The sequence below is a fragment of the Nocardia altamirensis NBRC 108246 genome, assembly GCF_001612685.1.
Classification (GTDB): Bacteria; Actinomycetota; Actinomycetes; order Mycobacteriales; family Mycobacteriaceae; genus Nocardia; species Nocardia altamirensis.
The window spans coordinates 30284-53432 of record NZ_BDAY01000046.1 but is presented as its reverse complement, the minus strand read 5'-3'; the positions used below and the strand labels follow the sequence as shown (position 1 = coordinate 53432).

Below are 23149 nucleotides of genomic sequence, written 5' to 3'. Positions count from 1 at the left end.
GAAGGCCGCGCGACCCCTTTCGGTCGCGCGGCCGTGTGCCTGCTTGCGGTGGCCTCAGTCGCTGCTGAAGGCCCGATTGATCAGATCGTCGAGGTCGAGCGCGTCGATCTCGTCGTCCAGCTCCGACACCGCCTCGTCGAAGTCGATGCTCTCCGCCTCCTCGGCGGGGAACAGCAACTCCTGCAACCGATCCGCGAGCGCGGCGGTGGTCGGGTAGTTGAAGATCACGGTGGCCGGGACCTGAACTCCGGTGTCCTGCTTGACCTGGTTACGGAACTCCACCCCGCTGAGCGAGTCGAAGCCGATCTCCTTGAACGACAGGTCGGCGTCGATATCGTCGGGATCCGGGTAGTCGAGCACGGTCGCCGCGATCGAGAGCAGCAGCTCGATGAGTCGTTCCCGCCGCTCGGCGGGCGCGAGCCCGGCCAGTTCGGCGGCGAAGGCAGGCGTGTCGTCCGGCTCGGTCCTCGGCGTCGCCGCGGGCACCAGCGCCCGAAGCACCGCGGGGATCCGCTCCCCCGCCCGCAGAGCGGCCCGATCGAGCAGCACCGGAACCACCACTGCCGCTTCGCTCCGCAGCGCCGCGTCGAACAGCGCGGCGCCCGTGTCCGCGGGCAGCGGCCGCATCCCGGAACGGCGGAACCGGGCGAGGGCCACCTCGTCCAGATCGCCTGCCATGCCGAGTTCCCAAGGGCCCCAGGCCAAGGAACGGGCAGGCAACCCCGCCGCCGTGCGATGTGCGGCGAGCGCGTCGAGGAAGCTGTTCGCGGCGCCGTAGTTCGCCTGGCCGCCGTTGCCGACCGTGCCGACGATCGAGGAATACAGCACGAACTCCGCCAGCGGCAGTTCCTTGGTCAGCTCGTGCAGATGCCATGCGGCATCAACCTTCGGGGCGAACACTCGATCCAGTTGTTCGCCTCGCATGGTTTCCACGCCGCCGTCATCGAGCACGCCCGCCAGGTGCACGACCGCGGACAGCGGTGCGTGCGCGGGGATTTCGGCGATCCGCGCGGCCAACGCCGAGGCATCGGAGAGATCGCACGCTGCCCAAGTGACCTGGGCACCGAGCTCGGCGAGCTCGGCCGCGAGCGCATCCGCACCGGGGGCCGCGCCGCCACGGCGGCTGAGCAGCAACAGTTTTCGCACTCCGTGTGCGGCGACGAGGTGCCTGGCGAACAGCGCACCCAGCGCGCCGGTGGCGCCGCTCAGCAGCACCGTACCGTCCGGATTCCACCGCGCCGAGCGGCCATTGGCCGATGCGGCGGCCAACCGTGGCACCTGCGCCACTCCGTCACGGATGGCCAGCTGGGGTTCACCGGCCGGGTCGATCGTGGCGAGCAGTTGCAGCGATGTCCGCTGCCCGTCGGTGTCGACAAGCACGAAGCGATCCGGATGCTCGGCCTGCACGGACCGGACCAGCCCCCAGACCGGGGCAAGCACGAGATCGGGCGACTCCGCCGCGGTGACCGCGACCGCGTGCCTGGTCGCGATGATCAGCGGCGCCGTGGCCGTGGCATCGGCAAGGCGCTCCTGCACCGCTTCGAGGACGCGTCGCGCCACCGTGCGCGCCGCCTCCGGCACCGATCCCGGCTCCGCGTCGACGTACAGGATCGTGGGCGCCCGGTCAGCAGGGACAGCACCCACCGGCACTGTCGGCCAATCGATTCGGTACAGCCCGTCGGCTCCGCCGCGCAGCTGCCTGGCGGTGGCCGGCATCAGCGCGAGGGATTCGACGGTGAGCACCGGTGTGCCCTCGGGTGTCGTGATCGACAGCGCGACCTCGGCGGGGCCGGTGCGCGCGCACTGCACTCGCACCCGCGTGCCTGCCCGCGCGTGGACGCCGATGCCGCGCCAGGCGTACGGCAGCAGCACTTCGTCCGGGTCGGTGTCGGTGAGCAGCGCGAGCATGGGGTGCAGTGCGGCATCGAACAGCGCGGGGTGCACGGCGAATCCGGCCGCGGGAACCGTTGCGGGCAACTCGATCTCGCCGAACACCTCGTCTTCGGCCCGCCACAGTGCGTGCAGGCCGCGGAAGGCGGGGCCGTACTCGTAGCCGTGTGCGACCAGTCCGGGATAGAACCCGGCCAGGTCGACCGGTGCGGCGTGCTGCGGCGGCCACTCGGCTGTCTCGGGGGCGATCACCGGCCTTGCGGTGAGCTTGCCGGTCGCGTGCTTGGTCCAGTCGCTGGTGGAGCCGTCCGCGGGGCGGCTGTACACGTCGATCGTGCGGATGCCGGGTTCCGTTGCCGCACCGTTTGTTTCCGATTCGGCCTGATCCGGTCCGACGAGGAGTTGCAGCACGACCGCACCGGTCATGGTGAGCGGCGCGTGCAGTGTCAGGTCCGCGACAGCCACTGCGCCGAGGGTGTCGTCGAGTGCGCGAAGCGCCAGTTCCACGAACGCGGCTCCGGGGAACACCGGGGTCCCGAAGATCGTGTGATCGGTGAGCCACGGGTGGTCGGCGACGGTCAGCCTGCCGGTGAAGACACGCTGCCCGCCGACGGCCAAGTCGGTGGCGGCACCGAGGAACGGATGGGTGACGGTCGCCAGGCCGGAGGCGGACAGGTCGCCGGCAGCCGACACCGCACGGACCCAGTAGCGCTGGTGGTCGAAGGCGTAGGTCGGCAAGTGCACGTGGTGCCCAGGCCGCTGCGTCACGGCTGGCTGAGCAGCCAGGTCGACGGGCACTCCGGCCACGAGCAGTCGGCCCAACGCCTCTGCGAAACAGCGGGTTTCGGATCGGTTGCGGCGCAACATCGGCACCACCACCGCCTCGTCCGCCGTTTCCGCCAGCGTCTCGGCGGCCATGCCGGTGAGCAACGCGTCCGGGCCCGCCTCGACCAGCACCTGCGCGCCTGCCGCGAGGGCGGCGCGAACGCCGTCGGCGAAGCGGACCGCGGCGCGGACGTGCCGTACCCAATACTCCGGCTGCTGCAATTCTCCTGCCTCAGCAAGCAGCCCGGTCACGTTGGACACCATCGGAATTCGCGCGGGTGCGTAGTCGACCGTCGCGGCCACCGCCGCGAACTCGGCGAGCATCGGCTCCATCAACGGCGAGTGGAAGGCATGCGAGACGCGCAGCCGAGTTGTCTTGCGGCCCTGCGCGGCCAGGGCCGCGGCCGCCTCCACGGCAGGCGCCTCGGCACCGGACAGCACGGTCGAGGTCGGCCCGTTGAGCGCCGCGATGGACACCCGATCGGCCGAGTCGGCGAGGATCTCGCGCACCTCGTCTTCGGTAGCCTCGACCGCGATCATCGCGCCGTCGCGCGGCAGCGCCTGCATCAACCGGCCGCGTGCCGCGACCAGCCGCGCGGCGTCCGCCAGCGAGAACACGCCTGCCACGTGGGCGGCGGCCAGCTCGCCGATGGAATGGCCGACCAGCACGGCCGGCTCGACCCCGAACGATTCCAGCAGCCGGTAGGCGGCCACCTCGAAAGCGAACAACGCGGGCTGGGTCAGCGCCGTTTCGTCGAGCAGCGCGGCAAGCTCGGAGTCCGGCTCGGCCGCGACCACCGTATCGAGCGGGTGCTCGAGCAGCGGATCCAGCTCGGCGCACACCGCGTGCCAGGCCGCGGCGAAGACCGGAAACTCCTGTGCCAGTTCGACACCCATCGCGACGCGTTGGCTGCCCTGTCCGGAGAACAGCACACCGACCCCTGGCGCGGCCTGGGCACTGCCGGTGAGCACGCCTGCCGCGCGCTCGCCCCGGGCTAGGACCTCCAGCCCGGCCAGCAGCTCGTCGCGGTCACTGCCGAGTACCACGGCCCGCTGATCGAACCGGGTCCGCCGCAGCAGTGCGGCCGCCACGTCGGCAGGATCTGCTGCGGCGTCCTCGGCCAGCGCGGCATGCAGTCGCGCCGCCTGCTCGGCCAGGGTCCGGGTCGTGCGCGCCGACACCACCCACGGCAGCACCGCACCGGTGCGGTCGGCGTCCGGCGAATCCACCACGGGGGCAACGAGATCACCCTGCTCCAGGATGACGTGCGCGTTGGTGCCGCTGATCCCGAACGAGGAGACCGCGGCCCGGCGCGGCCGGTCCCGCAGCGGCCAATCCTGCTGTTCGGTCAGCAGTTTCACCGCACCAGAGGACCAGTCGACGCGGTGCGACGGTTCATCCACGTGCAACGTGCGCGGCAGGACACCGTGCCGCATCGCCATGATCATCCTGATCACCCCGGCCACGCCTGCGGCGGCCTGGGCGTGGCCGATGTTCGACTTCAGCGAGCCGAGCCACAGCGGTTCGGTGCGTTCGCGGCCGTAGGTGGCCAGCAGCGCCTGCGCCTCGATCGGGTCGCCGAGGCTGGTGCCGGTGCCGTGCGCCTCGACCGCGTCCACGTCGGCGGGCGCGAGGCCCGCGTTGTGCAGCGCCGCCCGGATCACCCGCTCCTGGGCGGGACCGTTCGGCGCGGTCAGGCCGTTGGATTCACCGTCCTGATTGATCGCGGAACCGCGCAGCACCGCGAGCACCTGGTGCCCGTTGCGGCGCGCGTCCGACAAGCGTTCCAGCACAACGACACCGACGCCCTCGGACCAGCCGGTGCCGTCGGCGGTGTCGGCGAACGCCTTGCAGCGACCATCGCCTGCCAGCCCGCCCTGCCTGGCGAACTCGACGAACATGCCCGGCGTCGACATCACGGTCACGCCGCCTGCCAGCGCAAGCGTGCTCTCCCCTGTCCGCAACGATTGCGCGGCCAGGTGCATCGCCACCAGCGACGACGAGCAGGCCGTATCGACGGTGACCGCGGGGCCTTCGAAGCCGAAGGTGTAGGCGACGCGGCCGGAGATCACGCTGTTCGCGGAACCGGTGAGGGCGTGCCCGCCCAATGCCTCCGGTACATCGTCCAAGCGCGGCAGATAGTCCTGTGGCATCGCGCCGAGGTAGACGGCGGTGCGACTGCGGCGCAGCGCGGCCGGATCCTGTCCGGCGTTTTCGAGTGCCTCCCAGGCCACCTCGAGCACCAGCCGCTGCTGCGGATCCATCGTCTGCGCCTCGCGCGGGCTGATCCGGAAGAAGCCTGCGTCGAAATCGCCTACGTCAGAGAGGAATCCACCAACAGGGGCGAAAGTATCCGGCAATGCGGACCAGTCGCGGTCGGTGGGGAATTCCGCGATGGCGTCGACACCGTCGGCGACCAACGTCCACAGCTGGTCGGGGCTGCGCACGCCGCCGGGCAGCCTGCAGCTCATGCCGACGATCGCGATCGGGTCGTCAGCCACCGATTGCCTTGTGCCCGAGCTGGGTTCCAGGTCGTCGTCGGCGGCACCGCCGAGTTCGGCGACGAGATGGGCCACCAGTACGTCCGGTGTCGGGTAGTCGAACAGCAGCGAGGTCGGTGCGCGCAGGCCGGTCGCGGCATTCAGCCGGTTGCGCAGTTCCACGGCCGTGACCGAGTCGAAGCCTTGTTCCTTGAAGGTGTGCGCGGTCTCGATCGCGCTCGCGTCGGCGTGGCCGAGCACCGCCGCCGCCTGCGCACGGACCAGCTGCCGCAGGTCGCGCGTGGAAAACGCAACGGCCGCCTCGTCATCGGAGTCATCGGGCACTCCCTTGACCGGCCCGCCGGCTGCGGCCAATCCCGGCATCGAGAACGTGCCACTGCCCTCAACCCAGTAGGCAGTCCGTTGGAATGCGTAGGTGGGCAACGTGATCGGGCTACCACCCGGCAGCAAGGCCGCCAGCTCCACCGGCACGCCCGCCGTGTACAGCTCGGCCAGAGAGGTCAGCATCCGGCGCAGCTCAGGCTCGTTGCGCCGCAGACTGCCCTGCACCACTGCGTCCTCGACGGTGTCCTGGATCGGACCTGTCAGCACCGGGTGCGGACTGACCTCGACGAACACCGAGTGCCCCGCGGCACCAAGCGCCGCAACGGTTTCCGAAAGCCGCACCGGCTGGCGCAGATTGCGGTACCAGTACTCGGCGTCGAGCTCGGCCGGGTCGAGGCGGGCGCCCGCGACCGTGGAGTAGAACGCGATCCCGCTGTCGGTGACCGTGATTCCGGCCGCGGCCGCGTGCACCTCGTCGCGGATCGCCTCCACGTGCGTCGAGTGCGAGGCGTAGTCGACCGGGATGACACGGGCGCGCACCTCACGTGCGACCGTCTCGGCGACCACGGCGTGCACCGCGTCCACATCGCCCGAGATCACCACCGCCTGGGGGCCGTTGATCGCGGCGACCGACACCCGAGTGGTGTCCACCTCGGCGGCCGGCAGCGCCAGCGACGCCATCGTGCCGCGCCCCGACAGCTCGGTGGCGATGGCCTTGCTGCGGCCGACCGACAGCCGCATACCGTCGGCCAGCGAGATCAGGCCAGCGGCGCACGCGGCGGCGATCTCGCCCTGGGAGTGCCCGACCACCGCGTCGGGGACGACCCCTGCGGTCCGCCACACCTCGGCCAGCGACACCATCACCGCGAACAGCGTCGGCTGCACCACATCGACCCGCGCCAGCGCGGCCTCGTCGTCGAGCACCGCGCGCAGCGACCAATCGACCAAACCGCTGAGTTCCCGCTCGCATTCGTCCATCCGCGCCGCGAACACCGGCAGACTGTCCCAGAGCCCGAGCGCCATGCCGAGCCACTGCGAGCCCTGGCCAGGAAACACCCACACCACACCGGTACCCGCGCGCACAACGCCACTGACCACATCCGGGGCAGGCGCACCCTCCGCCAAAGCGGCCAGCCCAGCCTGCAATTCGGTGCGATCGGCGGCGAGCACGACACCGCGCTGCGGCAATGCCGCCCGGGTGGTCAACGTCGAGTAGGCGAGGTCGGCGACGGACAGGTCAGGATGCTCGGCGACCCACTCCCGCAACCGGGCGGCCTGGGCGCGCAACGCCGCCGCCGATCCGCCGGAGATCGCCACCGGCACTGGGACATCGACGGCTTCGGAGCGATCCGCCACCTCGCGTGTGGGCGCGGCGCCGACCACCAGATGGCAGTTCGCACCGCCGACACCGAACGAGCTCACCCCGGCCACCCGCGGGCCATCGGCCCACGGCGTCGCCGCGGTGGCGACTCGAAGTTTCCACTCGTCCATGGGAATCGCCGGATTCGGCTCGGCGTAGTTCAAGCTCGCGGGCAGCACGCCGTGCCGCAGCGAGAGCGCCACCTTGATCAGGCCTGCGACGCCTGCCGCGGCGTCGAGATGCCCGATGTTCGTCTTCACCGAGCCGACGAGCAGCGGCTGCGCCGCCGCGCGGCCCGCGCCGAAGACCGCGCCGAGTGCACGCGCTTCGACCGGGTCACCGGCACGGGTTCCGGTGCCGTGCAATTCGACGTAACCGACCTGGCCGGGATCCACTCCGGCCCGGTCGTAGGCTGCGCGCAACACCGCCTGCTGCGCCTCGGCATCGGGCACGGTCAAGGCCTGCCCGGCGCCGTCGTGATTCACCGCGCCGCCGAGCAGCACGCAGTAGATCGGGTCGCCGTCGGCCACGGCATCGGCGAGGCGCTTGAGCACGACAACACCCGCGCCCTCGCCGCGGACGAAGCCGTTGGCCCTGGCGTCGAAGGTGTAGCTGATCCCGTCCGGGGAGAGCGCGCCGGCGCGGGCCAAGGCAAGGGTGCTGTCCGGCACCAGATTCAGGTGCACGCCGCCGGCAAGCGCGATCCCGGCATCACCGGACAGCAGGCTCTGGGCGGCCAGGTACACGGCAACCAGGGACGAGGACTGCGCCGTGTCGACGGTGACGCTCGGCCCGTGAAAGCCGAAGCGATGCGAGATCCGGTTCGCGATCACACCGCGCCACAGCCCGGTCAGCGAGTGGTGCGACACGGCCTGCTCGCCGTGCCTGCCGACCAGCGCCGCGTAGTCGTCGCTGGTGGCGCCGAAGTAGACGGCGGTGTCGCTGCCGTGCAGGCGATCCGGGGTGATCCTGGCGTCTTCCAGTGCCTCCCAGCTCAATTCGAGCGCGAGGCGCTGGCGGGGATCCATCGCGGCCGCCTCGCGGGGCGAGATCCCGAAGAAGCCCGCATCGAATTCACCCACCCGGTCCAGCAATCCGGCGCGACGGAACTGCGCGAGCTCGGCAACCTCGGCGGGCCATCGGTCGTCGGGGATCGTCGTGATCCCATCCGCGCCATCGCACAGCATCCGCCAGAAGGCCCGGTGGTCGCCTGCGCCGGGGACTCGACACGACAAGCCGATCACTGCAACGGCCTCGCGGCCCGCATCGCCGGGCTGCTGCCCGAGTTCTTTGTTGCCCTTCACGTTCCAGACCTCCTGGCCGCACCTACCTCGTCCATACCAGGAGCACCGAGTGCCGCGTCCGGATACGGTCCCGCGCCGAATTCAGCTGGCCGAGGCCAGCTCGGCGCCTGCGTAGGCGGCCTGCAGCAGTGCCCGCTGGGTGGCGGCATCCGGCACGGTCGGCGGCGCACCGTCGCGCCCGGCGCCGCCGCCGACCAGCACGTAGTACACGGTGTCGCCGTCGGCGACGGCGTCGGCGAGCCGCTTCAGCACCGCCACCCGCGCGCTGCCGCGAGCGAATCCGAGGGCACGCTCCACCCCGGGATGCAGATGCACGTTGTCCGCCAATGCCAGCCGGGCCACTCCCGAGCGCAGGCTCTGATAGGCCAGGCGGACGGCTTGGTCGCCACCGAGAAACACCGCGGCCTCGGCGTCACGCAGGACCTCGGGTGGTGTGCCGGAGTCTTCCATTGCCGCCCAACCCAATTCGAGTATCAAGCGGGTGTCGGGATCCAGTGCGGCCAGCTCGTGCACCGAGAGGCCGAACATCGCCGCGTCGAACTCGCCGGTGCCGTCCGGTCGATCGCAGGCGTGCCTCTCCCCCGGCGGCTGCTGCCACAGGTCGGGCGACGTCGGCGGGATCGCCGCGGCGACATCGCACAGCACATCCCAGTAGGACTCGGGGTTGTCCGCACCGGGCAGCGAACATGCCAGCCCGATCACCGCCACGGCCGCGCTGCATCGTTCCCCGATGCCGCGCGCGAATACGTTGTCGCTCATCACGTTCCTGACCTCCTGGCCATAGACATGCCGTCGAGGTATAGAGCCGGGTTGGCGGCTTCCGGATACAGCAAGGAGGGATGAACCTCACATGATCGTTGACCGACGCGGCCATGACACCGGTGTCCCCGGTCGCGTGCGGCCGACCGGGGACACCTGTGCAGTGTTCAGTTATCGCTCAGCAGTGGATCATTCGGGCGCGCGCACGACGAAGTGTCGTTCGTCGACCGCCCGCGCCAGATCCCCGGTGCGCAGCCAGCCGTCCTTGGTGAAGGTGGTGGCGTCGACATTCGGTGCGGCCAGATAGGTGGTGACGGTGCACGGCCCGCGCACCTCGAGCCAACCGTGCCCTGCCGCATCGGGATCGACGATGCGGAACTCGTCGCGTTCGGACAGCAGGCGGCCTATCCCCGCGGCCCTGCGCGCGAGATCGTCGGACGGTGCGGACTGGCACAGCAGCCCCGCGTCCGTGCCGAACGAGTGCTGCACGGTGGCGCCGAACAGCCCGCCGAGCGCGTGCACGTCTGCGGCAGTCACCCCGCTCCCGCACACCTGCACCAACCGCACCGGCGAATCCGCCTGTGCCGCAGCGGCATACCATGGTCGCGCCTGGGTCGCCAGCACCGGAAGCACCGTCGCGCGATGGCGGGCGATGGCCGCGCTGATCCCGTCGTAGTCGGTCGCCCATGTCAAGGCGACCCGCGACCCCGAAAGCAGCGCGCCGAGGATGCCGGGGCAGGCCAGCGCGTAGTTCTGCGCGGCCGGAATCGACACCAGATAGCAGTCGTACGGCGTCAATTCGGCGTTGCGGGCGGCAAGCCAGATGTTGAGCGCATAGTCGGTATGCGTGCGCGGAGTCAGTTTCGGGCCACCGGAGCTGCCGGCGGACGCCAGGTACAGCGCCACCGCCGACCAATCGAAATCGCACTCGGGCGTGGCACGTTCACGCATGTGGCGCAGTTGCGCGGAACTCACGCCGGCGCCGACGGTGAGGATCGGGCGCAACCCGGCGAGCAGATACCCGAGCAGGTCGATCAGAAAGCCGATCGTGTTGCGCGAGCGCAACACCACCGGGTCACCGACGGCGAATCTGCCGCGCAGCACGGCACTTCGGCGCAGCGCCGCCTCGTAGACGGCCGCGAAACTCAGCGTGCTGTCGTCGTCGGACACGGTGCTGTTCGGGAATCTACGCAGGGCCTCGATCAGCCCGGAAGTCAGGGTCGTTGTCGCGGCGTGCGCGGCGGCTTCCAGCTCGGTGGCCAGGTCAAGCACGATCATGGCGCCTCCGCGGTCCGCTGCCGGGGTAAGCGCGGCCGGGTACTGTGATCGCCGACGCGGGTTGCGCCGACGACCATTACGGCAGGCTGCCGCCGTGCCCCCCTGCCAAGGCTCCCCCGAGCCACGACGGCAATGTGCATGTCCCTCAATCCTTTCCGACTGTTCCGCCGACCTGCCGCACGACCTCCAGCAGGGTGTCGCATGTGCCGATGGTGTCGGATTCGGCGACCCACCTTGCTTCTCCATGCCGTAGATGAGGCAGTTCTGCTGCGCTCGGATGCGTTGGATGTCATTCACGACGTCGGTGTGACGCGGGCAACCACTACAAGTCCAGCAACGAAATCGGTTGCTCTGCGGCATATCCGCCGTTCCGGACAACATGCCACCGGGGCCATCGCCCCGAAACCGATATCGGGCATGTATCCAGCCGAGTGTGGCGCGTCTCACTAAGACCGACAGCCTGCAGCAGCGGACCGAGAGGAACGTCCATGAACAGCGCTATATCGGTGGATACCGAACACCAAGCGCGATGGATTCGCGCATTCCATCCCGCCCCCACCGCGACACTGCGGCTGATCTGCTTCCCGCACGCGGGTGGCTCGGCCGTCTACTACCGGCCACTGGCGCGGGCGCTTTCGCTGCCGATCGAGGTGCGCGCGGTGCAGTACCCAGGACGGCAGGACCGCATGCGCGAGCCGTTCATCGATAACATCAGCGAGCTGGCCGAACAGGTGGCGCGTGCGCTGCCGCCGGACGGCGTGCCGACCATGTTCTTCGGCCACAGCATGGGCGCCACCGTGGCGTTCGAGGTGGCGCGGCGCTGGGAACGGCTGGGGCACAGCCCGATCCGGCTGTTCGTCTCCGGTCGGCGCGCGCCGTCGCTGCGCGCGGACTACCAGATACCGCTGGCCACCGACGACGACGTGCTCACCGAGATCCGCAGTCTCGCAGGCACCGACGATCGGCTACTGGCCGAAGACGACCTGCTGCGCATGATCATTCCAGCGGTGCGCAACGACTACCGCGCGGTCGAAACGTATCTCGCGGAACCCGAAGCCGTGGTGAGCTGCCCGACGGTCGCCATGCGCGGCACCCAGGATCCGCGGGTGTCCGGCAAGGACATCGAGAAGTGGCGCGGGCACACCAGCGGCGCCTTCGCCTTGCATTCGTTCGGCGGCGGGCACTTCTACCTGGAACAGCGCTGGGATCAGGTCGCCGCCCTCGTCGAACGCCACGTCTCGTTCGGCGCGTGCGCGGCGTGATCACCGGGTCGACGGTGGGTGCGGTACCCGAGATTTCGAGCACCGACCCCCGCGACCCGCTCGGCAGGCTCGGCAGCTTCTTCGACCCCGACACCATGCGCCTGCTGCACCCCCGCGACACGTCCGGGGTGCAGGCCGCCGTCGGCCGCGTCGACGGCGTGCGCACGGTCGCATACTGCTCCGATGCCACGGTGATGGGCGGCGCGATGGGCGTCGAAGGGTGCGCGCACATCGTCGCCGCGATCGATACCGCCATCGATGCCCGGCTGCCCGTTGTCGGCATCTGGCACTCCGGCGGCGCCCGGCTGGCCGAAGGCGTCGAAGCACTGCACGCCGTCGGCCTCGTCTTCGAGGCCATGGTGCGCGCCTCCGGCCAGGTGCCGCAGCTCTCGGTGGTGGTCGGCTTCGCCGCGGGCGGCGCCGCATACGGACCTGCGCTCACCGACATCGTCATCATGGCCCCCGAAGGGCGGATCTTCGTCACCGGACCCGATGTCGTCCGCAGCGTGACCGGCGAGCACGTCGACATGGCGACGCTCGGCGGTCCGCGCACTCATGGCACGAAGTCCGGCGTCAGCCACATCGTCGCCGCCGACGAGGCCGACGCGTTGCGGCGGGCCCGCAGGTTGGTGTCGATGTGCGCAGAACAGGGCGAATTCGACCTGGTCGCGGCCGCGCACGGCGATGTGGACCTGCAAGCCATGCTGCCCGCTTCGGCCAAGCGCGCCTACGACGTGCACCCGGTCATCCACGAACTCCTCGACAACGTCGAAGGCGAGAGTTCGTTCGAGGAGTTGCAAGGCGGCTACGCCCGCAGCATGGTCACCGGCCTCGGTCGCCTCGGCGGTCGCACCGTCGGCGTGGTCGCGAACAATCCGCTGCGCCTCGGCGGTTGCCTCGACTCCGCAAGCGCGGAGAAGGCAGCGCGTTTCGTGCGACTGTGCGACGGCTTCGGCATACCGCTGATCGTCGTCGCCGACGTGCCCGGCTATCTTCCCGGTGTCGCCCAGGAGTGGGACGGTGTGGTGCGTCGCGGCGCAAAACTGTTGCACGCCTTCGCCGAAGCCCGCGTCCCGCGCGTCACCCTGGTCACCCGCAAGATCTACGGCGGCGCCTACATCGCCATGAACGCCCGCGCACTCGGCGCCACCGCGGTCTACGCATGGCCCGGCGCCGAAGTCGCGGTCATGGGCGCCAAAGCGGCCGTGGGGATTCTGCACAAGAAGGCACTGGCCGCCGTCCCCGCGGCCGAACGCGAGGCAACACTGGCACGGTTGACCGCCGAACACGAGGCCATCGCAGGCGGCGTGGATCGCGCATTGTCGATCGGCGTTGTCGACAAGGTGATCGACCCGGCCAAGACCCGCTCCACCCTGGCGGCCGCGCTGGCCGCAGCGCCCGCCCGACCGAGTCACCACAAGAACATCCCGCTGTGAACCCTGCTCCGGTGCACAGCTTTTCGCACCGGAGCGCACGAACGAATGCCGGTCTCCGCACCATTGAGGAGACCGGCATCATTCTTCGAGAACGTCGTTGGCCTCGAACGCAGTGATCCGAAACACTGCGTAACGAAACCCTGCACCAATAAGACCGTCGAGCACTTAATTCGGATACAGCGCAGGAACAGTCGCCGGTGCTGCGACGGAAGGCAGCCGAAAGATCGGTGATCACCCTGATGCGGCACGAACCGGCAGACCATAGGGTCCAGGTGATGGCCGGAAACCTCGACAGGCCAACATAATTCATACGGGCGTGGAGTCAAGATGACAGATAGCCGTCGGTGGTCGACGAGTGCTGCTGTGCTGTACGTGTTATGGGGCCTGCTGCACATGGGGCTCGGTGTTTCCATGGTGATCGGTGACCTCACCGACGGCGCGCCCGACACCGAATTGGCGGCGGAAAGCCTGCTGTACTTCTGCTGCGTGAGCATGCTCGGGGCGCAAGCCATCTTCGTCGCGGTGACCATGAACCGGGTGAACAGCCGCGCCGGCTACTGGCTCAACGTCGTCGTGCTCGGTGTGGTCGATCTGGCGTTCGTCGTCTTCCTCGTCGCGCCCGGCCATGTCGATCTCATCGGTGGCACTGTGGGACCGGTCGTCTGGCTGCTTGCCACCGCGTGCGCCACTGTCGCACTTCGACGCGAACCAACGCGCGCCTGAGGCGGGGCCGACCGACCGGGCCGCAGTACAGTGCACAACCGGCCCCGAACTCTGAGGTCTTCCGACCGCTAGGGGTTTGCGGAAGCCTTGCTTGGATCGGCTCACCATTTCGTTCGACTCAGATGCGGAGGACCTGGTTTATGAGTTTGGCTCGAAGCTTCGTTGGTACATCGGTTTTGGTGGCGAGCGCCGCCGCGACGGTCACGTTCGCGTCCGGTTCGGCCGCAGCCGAGCCGCAGGGCTGCGCACTCGATCGCGGATTGACCAGCGCAACGGCGCATTGCGACGGCGACGGTGCGTACATCCTTGAAGTCGACTGCTTCGGGCTGAACATGGCCGGTGGCAGTCCGATATTCGGGGCCTACCCCAAGTCGGTCACGGGATTCGCAGGCTCGTCCCGTCCGTCGCGGGACTGCATGATGCCTCTCGTCCTCGGCCAGATCGGCATCGCGACCGACGTGCGGATCACCCAGGTCCCGACCCGCCCCGGTCTCCCACCGAACGCGTACGAGTACGACCCCGGCCGGCGATAGCGACACACATTTGGTCGACCGATCATGGGGACTGGTGCCGGCATCGCCCGAGATCCGACCTGCACCAGTTCCCCGTGATCACTTGTCCAGCAACGGATCTCCGATTCCGTCTGCCCTATGGACTGCTGCTCGGGCCGCCCGCCGAGATCCAGCCAGGCAGAGCGAGAGCCCTACCGGTTCCGCCGACTAGCTACTTTCCACCCGCGAGCGAGCCGAGGGTGCCGAGTGCGCTCAGTGCGGTGCCCGCGCCCGTGAGCGCGGGGCCGACGCCGCCAAGTCCGCCCAGTGCGGTGCTCGCGCCGCCGAGTGCGGTCAAGGCTTTGCCCGCATCGCCGAGTGTGCTCAGGGAATCACCCGCACCACCGGCACTCTTGCCGGCAGCTCCGGCGCTCTTCTCTGAGTCCCCGCCACCCAAAGCTCCCAGCGCCTTGCTCAAATCACCGAGTCCACCCAAGGCGTCGCCCGCGCCATCGTCGCTGTCTCCGGCACTCTCCTCCGCGTCCTCGGCGCCGCCACCGATGAGGTCAGCGAACGAATTCTCCCCGCCACCGAAGGAATCACCAGGCGAATCGTCCCCGCCACCGAAGATGTCACTCAGCGAATCCTCCCCGCCACCAAAGAGGTCGCCGAACGAATCCTCTCCACCGCCGAAGGAATCACCAGGCGAATCCTCTCCACCGCCGAAGAGGTCCCTGAACGAATCCCGTCCACCACCAAAGGAATCACCGAACGAGTCACCGCCGCCGAAGGAATCGCCGAACGAGTCAGCCCCGCCACCGAAGAAGTCACCGAACGAGTCGCCGCCACCACCGAACGGGGCACTAAACGGATCCTCTGCGGCCACAGCCTGTCCCGCGCCGCCGGTGGTCGCGATGCCCATGCCGATCAACGTCGCCGTCGACAGCATTGCGAATCGCGTTGCTACATAGCTTTTGCGAGGTGCACTGTGTTTGCCCATGAACTGTTTCCTCCGGGTCGACCGCGTGTCGGATCGGTTGTCCTACGCCGTAAAGCCAAGGGTATGGCCGACTGGAGGTGGCGACGAGCTGGGCGTCAGCTTCTAAAATTGAGTTGAGACAGCTTAATACTCCCCATCACAGGCAATCACAGTTCAATCACGATGCAATCACAACCGATCAGCTCTCTTTGCCGTCCGCCCAGTCGCGAACCAGCAGGAAGAACGGGATCGCGGTGGCGATGCCCACCGAGAAGGTCAGCACGAACGAGACTGCCCACCAGCGCACGATGCCGAGCCGCCGCGCCTCGGCGAAGGCCCACGCATGGAAGCCGAGCACCACGAAGCCGAGGTCGACCATGGCGAAGCGGCCAGGCACCGTCTTGTAGATGTCGCCGATGAAGAAGTCCTGCACCGACTTCGGCCCGTTGCGCCGCACATAGGGCAGCGCGATCGAGTTCTGCGTGATGAACGCGGCGATGAGCGTCGCGATGAGGGTCGGTCGTCGCCAGGACGTGCCAACGGTGCTGTCGGACATGAGCAGACTCCTTCGGTCGTGACGCCAACTGGTCGGTCGCTACAACCGTAATATCAGCGAATGGTCGGCTACCGGTAGTACGCGTTGGGTTCAGTCGGTCAGCGATCGGCTTTCCGTAGTTCGGCGTTCCTCACCGGACGGCCCGAAGACGACACCGTTCTTCCATCCGCTGCGTTCGAACATGCGCATCACCGGGGTGGCCACGAAGGTCGTCACGATGGTCATCAGCGCAAGGATCGTGTAGAGCTGGCCGGTGATCAGTCCCGCGGTCAGGCCGATGTTGAGCAGGATCAGCTCCATCAACCCGCGCGCGTTGGCGAGCGCGCCCATCGCACCCGCTTCGCGCCAGCTCATCCCCTGCCACCGCGCTACAAGTCCGATCGCGCCGAACTTGCCTGCGAAGGACACCACCAGCACGACCGCCGCGACCAACAACACCTTGGCATCGAAGATCAGACTGAGCTTGGTGTTGAGCCCCGAGTAGATGAAGAAGGCCGGAAGCAGCAGATAGGCGACCAACGGTTCGAATCGCTCGCGGATCAGGTTGAGCAACGCACCGCGCGGCATCACGGTGCCCGCGACGAACGCGCCGAACACCGAGTAGATGCCGACGTAGTCGGTGAACCAGCTGGATACCAGCACCACGAGCAGCACGATCGTCAGCGGAACGACAGGCAGGCCACCGGCCCGTTCGCTGTCGCCGTCCCGTGGCGTCCAGGTGTTCAACCGCGCCAAGAACCGCCGCGCGACGAGGGTCATGAAGATCAGAAATGCCAGGCCGCCGCCGATCGCCAGGAAGGCCCCGAACATGGTGTCCTTCGTCGTGGCGACCACCGTGGCGAGCAGCACCCAGGCGCAGGCGTCGTCGACCGCCGCGCAGGACAGCGACATCGTGCCGAGTCGGGTGTTCAACAGGCCCGAGGCATAGATGATCCAGGCCAGCATCGGAAACGCGGTGATCGCGATCGCCGCCGCAACGAACAAGCCGCCCTGCCACGTCCCGACTTTGCTCGTGAAGTAGCCGCCCTGCCCGACCATCCATACGCCGACCAGACCACCCAGCACCAGGGGCAGACCGATACCTGCGGCCGAGGTGGCACCCGCCTTGCCCAAATGCGATTGGAGAATCTCCAGCTTGAACGAGGCGCCGACCAGGAACATGTACAGCACCAGACCGAGCTGGCCGACGACATAGATGGCGGTGAGGTTCGGGTGGGTGATCGTCGCCGTGCCGACCGTCAATGTCGTCGGGAACAGCCACTCCTGGGCCGACGGCCAAGCCCAGCCGAGCAGCGATGGCCCCAACGCGAAGCCTGCGGCCATGATCGCCACCACTTGGACCTGACCGAGCCGCCGGAACACCGGCCAGAGCAGGCGACAGGTCACGAGAATGATCGCGACCTGCAGAAAGAAATGCGTCGTTACTTCGAGTAGTGAGGGCATGCTCAACCTCGCTGACTGATTCCGTCTGGAATCAGTGCATCATCGCTCGTGGATGGCAATTCATCCAGGGGTCAGGAACTTGGTGTCCGGCTTCGGCCGATCGCACCGCTGAGTCACCGCGTGATGACATAGCCGTCGTCGGGGCGGTGGTCGCGCGAGCGGCGCAAATCGGTGACGGCGAACGTGCGCTGTATCCAGCGGTCGGCGCCGTCGTAGCGGGGGCGGAAGGCGGTGCGGCCGTGCACGGTGACCCGGTTGTCGACGACGACCAGGTCGCCCGGCTCGAGGACGGTCGTGTGCGCGGCCTGGTCGCAGGCTCGGCCGAAGTCGGCGAGCGCGGCCTCGGCGCGGGGAGTCAGCGCCCTGGTCGCGATGGTCGCCATCCGAATGTCCGGATCGTCGGGAGCACCGGACAGTATCGGCTGCGGTGCGCGCTCGGTGTCGTCCGAACCGAAGGATGGCGGTGGCGCAGTGATGAATTCGGGCGCGGACAAGACTTGTGTGGTCGCCGCGGGCAGTAGCGGCAGCACCTCTCGCAGGCACGCAGTGCGCAGCCCGGCGACGCGGTCGTGGTCGGCACGCAGGCACAGCAGCAGCACATAGTCCGGTTCGTGCTGATGAAAAGCGTTCTCGTTGTGAAAGGTCAGCAGCACCGAGCCTGCGTTTCCCGAGAACGACTCCTTGCCTCGGATCGGCACGACGTCCTGCACCAGCGCACCGGACTTCTCGGCCAGATACGCGAGCGGATCGCCGAGCACACACGCGAGCATGGTGAGCACCGCAGCGGCGACGGCCGGGTCCCGCTGCACCGAGTCCGGCACCGACGGCGTGGCAGGCAACATCGCCTCGTCGACCGGCAGGCCGTGGATTACCTGGAAACCCCGAAACCCGGAGTGCCGCCGGAACGTTCGCAGACCGCGGCGCAACGCCAGCGGCAGCGCATCGCTGGCATGCCTGGCACCACGCACCCAGCTCGGGTCATCCACCCGCCCTTCGGCGCACAAGGTGCGGGCGAGGCGGTCCACCTCGGCGGTATCCGCCGGACTCATCCGCAGATCATCGAGATCGACAGTGGCCTGGTTGGTTTCGCGCGACATCACTGTCTCCTCATCAGCGGGGGCAAGTCCTCAGCGGTGGCGCAGAGCCGCTATGGCTTCGGCGACATAGTGGTCGCCGAAGCGAATCAGCGGCGCATAGTGCGCCGCCCGCCGATGCCGCATGGACCGCAGTTCACCGACGGCGTTGTCCGGCCCGGAGGGTGACTGCGCGATGGAACGACGCTGCCGCACCATCGAATACGCAAGCGTGACATGGCGTTCACTGTCGATCAGATCGGCTTCGAGCAGCGCGCCTCTGGCGTCGGCGAGTTCCGGTTCTCGGGCGTGCAATTCCTCGAACGTCTCCGGTAGCTCGCTGAGCAGATCCTTCATCGCGCCACGAAAGGTCTTGTAGCCGCGGTGTTGCCGACCACTCAACGGGATCGTCACGTCCGGCGGTTGCATCGTCGGTCGGACGGCGGCCAGGTAGTACTCCACCGGGATCGTGCTGGCGTGGATCATCGCCGCGGGAAAACCACGCACGTAGGTGGTCGCGTCGTCGAGTCGCGTCAAAGCGAGATCGGCCGCGCCGCTGCGCAGATGGTGCGTCGCGTCGGTAACGGCCACCGCCGCACAGATGTTGAACAGCACGTGGACCTGATGACCGACAATCCACCTGGCGGTCCATTGCCGCTCCAGCGAAACCTGTTCCGGCTCTTGAGCATCAGGGATGCGGGCGGCCGACGGCTCGTCGGCCGCGGTGGTGCCGGTGAGATCGAGCACGGCCTGCCGCATGCCCGCGACCTCCACCGCCAGGTCGGCACCGGACAGTGGGGCGCTGCACAAATCCCGCAGACCGCGGTAGACGACGAGGACACCGTGCAGGGCCGCCTGCTGATCCGAAAGCTCGACCTCACGAACCCGAAAGAACGACTGGCTCACCGACTCTGCGGGCAGCTCCTCGCCGATGATCGGCCCACCGGTCACCGACAATCCGCCGACCAGCTCACCGGCCGCGGTCACCGCGTACCGCAAGGCCGTGGTTCGTTCGAGCGGCCCAGCGTGCGTTGGGACCTCGGCCAGGGTGATCGCGGTCCGCTGCGCGTCGGCGCGCACTTCGGCGCCGAGGTCCGTGATGGGTTCCCCGCCCTTCGGTTCCCGGAATACAGCCACCGGCGGATACGGGACTGCTACCGAGGTACCCATAGATCAAGGCTATCCGGGATCAGCCCGCCCGCGCAGTCACTCGATCAGATCGATGTAACCAATTGCCCGGCAAAAGATCTCAGCCTTCGACGGCGTGACCGACCAGAATCCACAACGAGCCGTGCGCCCGCTACATCCCGGCGATGACCTTGCCGCCACCGATCCGCGGTGGCTTCCGCTGCGGCCATGGGTATTTCACCGAGCAGGGCAAACTCGTCGCCACCGAGCCGGGGAGGGTCAGATCGAACGTCGCCGGCCGGGGACGAAGCGGTTCACGGTCTTCTGGTATTCGGCGTAGGCGGGCCGTTTGCGCACGCTGTAGTACTCGGCGGGGACAGCGCCGGTGTAGACCACCAGGGTGTTGTACATGAGGTAGACCGCGAGACCCAGGCCAAAGATCAACAAGGCCACCTGCGCGACCGAGACGCGGTCGTGCAACGCGACCGCCGACGGCACGGCCAGGATCGCTAGCGCTACCCACTGAGTCCATTGGAAGAAGTAGTTGGGATGGCGGCTGTAGCGCCAGAGGCCGACATCGCAAATCGATGTCCGGTTGCCGCTGGCGATCGCCGCGGCGGCGAAGCGACTCTTCTGCAGATCCGAGAGGCTTTCGAGTCCGTAGGCGATGAGCCACACCAGGATCGCGAGGCATTCGACGGCGGTGAGCCGGGTCGAGTGGTTGGTGGAGATCAGTATCGCCGGCATCGCGAGAAAGGTGGCGTTCGCCAGCGCCTGGACCGAGAGCTCGAACTGCAATGAGACTCGTTCACTGCGGAATCCAGCGCGCTCCCAGCGACGGCGTTGATAGACGTAGCGAGGTAGCTCGTGGTCGAATTCGCCGCGGCGCCACATGTGGATGCCCCAGATTCCCATGCGGGCGCCGATGACGGTGTAGCACGCGCCGACCGTAATGGTCAGTGGCGTCAACGATTCCGCGAAAATGAAGGTCTGAAGGCCGATGGCGGCCAGGCCGAGTGGCCAGGCGATGTCGACGGAGGACATGCGGCCGGTGCGCCAGGCGGGGATGGCCACTACCGGGATGAAGATCGCCAGCTGTATCAGCAGGTTCCAGGCGGCGAAGTGCGCCGTCGGCGCGGCGGTCAGCAGCAGGATCCAGCCTGCGGCGAACAGCACATAGGTCGTGATTCGTTGTTTCATCGATCTCGCTCCGGGGTGCGCGGAAGTGTGGGTAAGCGACCTGCCAACAACCGACTATAAGACATATTCGTAATGTGTAACATAATCGGCCAGGGGCTGCATGCCCATGACCGATCAGGGAGGATGAGATCCGCAGCACACCACGCCTACGCGGGGACGGCTCGTCCGCCGGGCCCTCCTCTCGCGCCGGTAACCTCGCCCGCATGAGTCCGGCGCCGAGATCGACCCCGCCTGCCGAAGGGTGGCAGGCAGGGGCCAATCCCGCGGGCCGCGGCCGCCCCGCCGCAGCACAACCCGACGATGTGCTCGTCGCCGCGCGGCGCCAGTTCACCGCCGAACAGCGCATCGACGTCCAAGCGATCGCCGCCGAACTCGGGCTCGGCCGAGCAACCATCTACCGCTGGTTCGGCTCGCGGGAAGGACTCATCGGCACGTTGTTGCTCACCGACTGCACCGTGCTGTTCCGCCGCGCGGAGCAACGCGCCAACGACGCGACCGGAGCACATCGGGTACTGCAGACCATCGATGGGTTCAACCGTAAGCTGATGACCAACAACGCCTTTCGCGCCTACATCGAGCTGGAGCAACGAGCGGCGCTCCAGGTCCTCACCTCCGCGGCAGGCACCTTCCAACCCGGTGCCGTCGCTTTGGTGACCGCACTGATCGAACGCGCGGTCAACGAAGACGGCTACCAACCGCCCCTGGAGCCCGCAACGCTGGCGTACGCCCTCGCGCGCCTGAACGAAGCATTCCTCTACAACGACGCCGTCATCGGCCTCAGCGGCGACCTCGACGTCCTCCACGACGTGCTCGCCGCACTGCTCGGCATCCCACACCAATCGCGATGACGCATTCACACACAATCAGGTTGTGCCGCAACGCGTTCTAGGCTTTCAGTGCACGCTCCAGCGCCGCGGCTACCCGGTCCAAGGGATCGGTGTTGCCCTCGGTCCGACACAGGACTAGCGCGCCTTCCATTCCGGCGATGACCAGGGTGGCCAGATTCGTGGCGTCTGCCGCACTGAAACCGTTGCGTGCCAAGCATTCCCGGAACGGCTCCTGCCAGCGCCGGAAGACCTCACGCGCCGTCGACCGTAAGGGCTGCTCGTCGGGGCCGGCGCCGAGCGCGATCGCCGCGACGGTGCATCCGGCCGGCTGATCGCCGCTGGCCATGACCAGTTTCGCGGCTTCCAGGATGGCGCGCATCGCCGGGATCGGTTCTTGCGCAGCGCACACCGCGGCGATGCCCGGGCTGACCATGCCGTCGATGTAGGCCATGACCTCTGTGGCCATTTCCGTCTTCCCGCCGGGGAAGTGGTGATAGATCACGCCACGGTTCGATCCGGCGCGCTCAGCGACCTCCCGAATCCCGGTTCCCGCGTATCCCTGCGCCCGGAACAGCTGCGCCGCCTGACGGATCATGCGCTTGCGGGTATCGCCTGCCACTAGCGGCTCCCCTTTCGCACCTCTTGACTATGTCGATCGACATAGATCATACTCGCAACACTCTATGTCGATCGACATAGACGCGCCGACACACCCAAAGCTCCCATGACGATCGGTGATTGCCAGCAGAAACGGAGTCCGACATGCCGATGCTCCACGTAACCATGCCCGCCGGAGTGCTCGCTGCCGACAACCGACAGGCGTTGCGGACGACGATGGCGGCGACACTGCGGAAATGGGAAGGCGCACCCGATATCACCTTCTTTCGCAAAGCCACCTGGTCCCGGATCGACGAACTCCCCGCCGACCCTGCCACGAACGAGCCGCTGCGGGTCAACATCGATGTCACCGTGCCCGCCGGAGTCATGTCCGACCAGCGCAAAGCAGCCTTGATCCGCGACCTGATCGCTAACATCCGCGCGGCCGCAGCGCCGACCGTCGCCGATCGCCTGTTGCCGTCGGTGCTGATCCACGAGCAGCCTGCAGGCACCTGGGGTGTGGCAGGCCACATCGTCCCCTTCGCCGAGGTCACGGCGGTCATGGAAACGTTCGGGCGACTACAGATCCGACGCCTCCCAGCCCGCGTCGCCGCGCTTGCCCTCGTCGTCGTGCGGAGCTCTCGTGACCGTCGCCGGAGCACCGACCGTGACCGGACGGCACCGGGTATCCGGCACGTCAGCGGCCTGTCCCTCGCCACCGCGAACCCGGAGCCGCTCGCGCCGATTGTTCAGCTCACGATGCCCACCGGGATCCTCACCGACGGCGACCGACAGGCACTGCGAAAGACACTGGCCACGACAGTGCGACGCAGGCACGACACCACCGACCTCGATCGATCGGGCTCGATCCGGATCGACGAACTTCCCGGCGACGCCTTCGGCAGCACCGAGGACAACCTGTCCCGGTTCCGCATCGACGTCACCGTGCCCGCCATCTCGTCTCCGGACAAAGCAGCCATGGTCCGCGACCTGACCGCCGACATCCGCACCGCCGCCGGACTGGCTGTCACCGACGGCGCACGAGTGTGGGTATTCATCCACGAACAGCCCCGAACGCCTGACGCAAGGACAGAGGCGGGATCGCTCCAGCGCGTCGACGCGCCACGCTGATCCGCGGACACCGCGGCGGGTAAGCCGACGCTGCGTGTTGGTTCCACTGCGTTTGCCCAGG

The 23149-nt window shown here is 68.2% G+C and carries 16 protein-coding genes; 6 read left to right on the top strand and 10 right to left on the bottom strand.

All coding sequences use genetic code 11. The features are described 5' to 3' along the window. Positions 1-54 precede the first annotated feature (54 nt). The 3 genes from NA11_RS44970 to NA11_RS23660 all read right to left on the bottom strand — a co-directional run bounded on the left by NA11_RS44970 (position 55) and on the right by NA11_RS23660 (position 10242). A complete protein-coding gene (locus NA11_RS44970; RefSeq protein WP_069164172.1) occupies positions 55-8205 on the bottom strand; it encodes a type I polyketide synthase in 8151 nt (2716 codons plus the stop codon). Positions 8206-8286: 81 nt separating this feature from the next. Further along, the gene (locus NA11_RS23665; RefSeq protein WP_069164171.1) at positions 8287-8964 is read right to left on the bottom strand and encodes a beta-ketoacyl synthase N-terminal-like domain-containing protein; all 678 of its coding nucleotides are present in this window, start codon (positions 8962-8964) and stop codon (positions 8287-8289) included. 189 nt (positions 8965-9153) lie between these two features. After that, positions 9154-10242 (bottom strand): AMP-binding protein, encoded by a 1089-nt coding sequence (locus NA11_RS23660; RefSeq protein ID WP_069164170.1) that lies wholly within the window; start codon positions 10240-10242, stop codon positions 9154-9156. A gap of 488 nt (positions 10243-10730) precedes the next feature. On the opposite strand from NA11_RS23660, the gene NA11_RS23655 reads away from it, so the two are divergent. The 4 genes from NA11_RS23655 (at position 10731) to NA11_RS23640 (ending at position 14196) form a co-directional block, all read left to right on the top strand. After that, positions 10731-11504: a thioesterase II family protein gene (locus NA11_RS23655; RefSeq protein ID WP_069164169.1), complete on the top strand. Its 774-nt coding sequence runs from the start codon at positions 10731-10733 to the stop codon at positions 11502-11504. A 14-nt stretch (positions 11505-11518) separates the two neighbouring features. After that, positions 11519-12940, top strand: a complete 1422-nt coding sequence (locus NA11_RS23650) for an acyl-CoA carboxylase subunit beta (protein ID WP_069164191.1) — start codon at positions 11519-11521, stop codon at positions 12938-12940. 327 nt (positions 12941-13267) lie between these two features. Continuing rightward, a complete protein-coding gene (locus NA11_RS23645; RefSeq protein ID WP_084655000.1) occupies positions 13268-13663 on the top strand; it encodes a hypothetical protein in 396 nt (131 codons plus the stop codon). A 140-nt stretch (positions 13664-13803) separates the two neighbouring features. Beyond that, a complete protein-coding gene (locus tag NA11_RS23640; protein WP_141717792.1) occupies positions 13804-14196 on the top strand; it encodes a hypothetical protein in 393 nt (130 codons plus the stop codon). A 190-nt stretch (positions 14197-14386) separates the two neighbouring features. Here NA11_RS23640 and NA11_RS23635 read toward each other — a convergent pair whose 3' ends face one another. The 6 genes from NA11_RS23635 to NA11_RS23610 form a co-directional block, all read right to left on the bottom strand. Further along, complete coding sequence (locus NA11_RS23635) at positions 14387-15103, bottom strand: hypothetical protein (protein ID WP_069164167.1); 717 nt, start codon at positions 15101-15103, stop codon at positions 14387-14389. A gap of 229 nt (positions 15104-15332) precedes the next feature. Further along, positions 15333-15689, bottom strand: coding sequence for a DUF2834 domain-containing protein (locus tag NA11_RS23630; RefSeq protein ID WP_069164166.1), 357 nt, complete (start codon positions 15687-15689; stop codon positions 15333-15335). A gap of 90 nt (positions 15690-15779) precedes the next feature. Continuing rightward, positions 15780-17132, bottom strand: coding sequence for a cation:proton antiporter (locus tag NA11_RS23625; RefSeq protein ID WP_069164165.1), 1353 nt, complete (start codon positions 17130-17132; stop codon positions 15780-15782). Positions 17133-17245: 113 nt separating this feature from the next. Next, positions 17246-18229 (bottom strand): TauD/TfdA family dioxygenase, encoded by a 984-nt coding sequence (locus tag NA11_RS23620; protein ID WP_069164164.1) that lies wholly within the window; start codon positions 18227-18229, stop codon positions 17246-17248. 30 nt (positions 18230-18259) lie between these two features. Then, positions 18260-19375 (bottom strand): 3-methyl-L-tyrosine peroxygenase-related protein, encoded by a 1116-nt coding sequence (locus NA11_RS23615; RefSeq protein ID WP_069164163.1) that lies wholly within the window; start codon positions 19373-19375, stop codon positions 18260-18262. Positions 19376-19612: 237 nt separating this feature from the next. Continuing rightward, positions 19613-20533 (bottom strand): DUF1295 domain-containing protein, encoded by a 921-nt coding sequence (locus tag NA11_RS23610; protein WP_069164162.1) that lies wholly within the window; start codon positions 20531-20533, stop codon positions 19613-19615. Between the two features lie 203 nt (positions 20534-20736). On the opposite strand from NA11_RS23610, the gene NA11_RS23605 reads away from it, so the two are divergent. After that, on the top strand, positions 20737-21381 hold the full coding sequence (locus tag NA11_RS23605) for a TetR/AcrR family transcriptional regulator (protein ID WP_084654999.1): 645 nt from the start codon (positions 20737-20739) through the stop codon (positions 21379-21381). A 37-nt stretch (positions 21382-21418) separates the two neighbouring features. On the opposite strand, the gene NA11_RS23600 is transcribed toward NA11_RS23605, so the two are convergent. Beyond that, positions 21419-21979, bottom strand: coding sequence for a TetR/AcrR family transcriptional regulator (locus tag NA11_RS23600; protein ID WP_069164160.1), 561 nt, complete (start codon positions 21977-21979; stop codon positions 21419-21421). 143 nt (positions 21980-22122) lie between these two features. Here NA11_RS23600 and NA11_RS46160 point away from each other — a divergent pair, with 143 nt between their 5' ends. After that, entirely contained in the window at positions 22123-23088 is a 966-nt protein-coding gene (locus tag NA11_RS46160; RefSeq protein WP_069164159.1) for a tautomerase family protein, read from the top strand. The last annotated feature ends 61 nt before the right edge of the window (positions 23089-23149 follow it).

Coding starts and splice junctions, on each gene's coding strand:
- NA11_RS23630 (WP_069164166.1), bottom strand. CDS start 15,689: ATGTCCGACAGCACCGTTGGCACGTCCTGGCGACGACCGACCCTCATC.
- NA11_RS23655 (WP_069164169.1), top strand. CDS start 10,731: ATGAACAGCGCTATATCGGTGGATACCGAACACCAAGCGCGATGGATT.
- NA11_RS23645 (WP_084655000.1), top strand. CDS start 13,268: ATGACAGATAGCCGTCGGTGGTCGACGAGTGCTGCTGTGCTGTACGTG.
- NA11_RS23625 (WP_069164165.1), bottom strand. CDS start 17,132: ATGCCCTCACTACTCGAAGTAACGACGCATTTCTTTCTGCAGGTCGCG.
- NA11_RS23620 (WP_069164164.1), bottom strand. CDS start 18,229: ATGTCGCGCGAAACCAACCAGGCCACTGTCGATCTCGATGATCTGCGG.
- NA11_RS23605 (WP_084654999.1), top strand. CDS start 20,737: ATGAGTCCGGCGCCGAGATCGACCCCGCCTGCCGAAGGGTGGCAGGCA.
- NA11_RS23665 (WP_069164171.1), bottom strand. CDS start 8,964: ATGAGCGACAACGTATTCGCGCGCGGCATCGGGGAACGATGCAGCGCG.
- NA11_RS23660 (WP_069164170.1), bottom strand. CDS start 10,242: ATGATCGTGCTTGACCTGGCCACCGAGCTGGAAGCCGCCGCGCACGCC.
- NA11_RS46160 (WP_069164159.1), top strand. CDS start 22,123: ATGCCGATGCTCCACGTAACCATGCCCGCCGGAGTGCTCGCTGCCGAC.
- NA11_RS23610 (WP_069164162.1), bottom strand. CDS start 20,533: ATGAAACAACGAATCACGACCTATGTGCTGTTCGCCGCAGGCTGGATC.
- NA11_RS23635 (WP_069164167.1), bottom strand. CDS start 15,103: ATGCTGTCGACGGCGACGTTGATCGGCATGGGCATCGCGACCACCGGC.
- NA11_RS23640 (WP_141717792.1), top strand. CDS start 13,804: ATGAGTTTGGCTCGAAGCTTCGTTGGTACATCGGTTTTGGTGGCGAGC.
- NA11_RS23615 (WP_069164163.1), bottom strand. CDS start 19,375: ATGGGTACCTCGGTAGCAGTCCCGTATCCGCCGGTGGCTGTATTCCGG.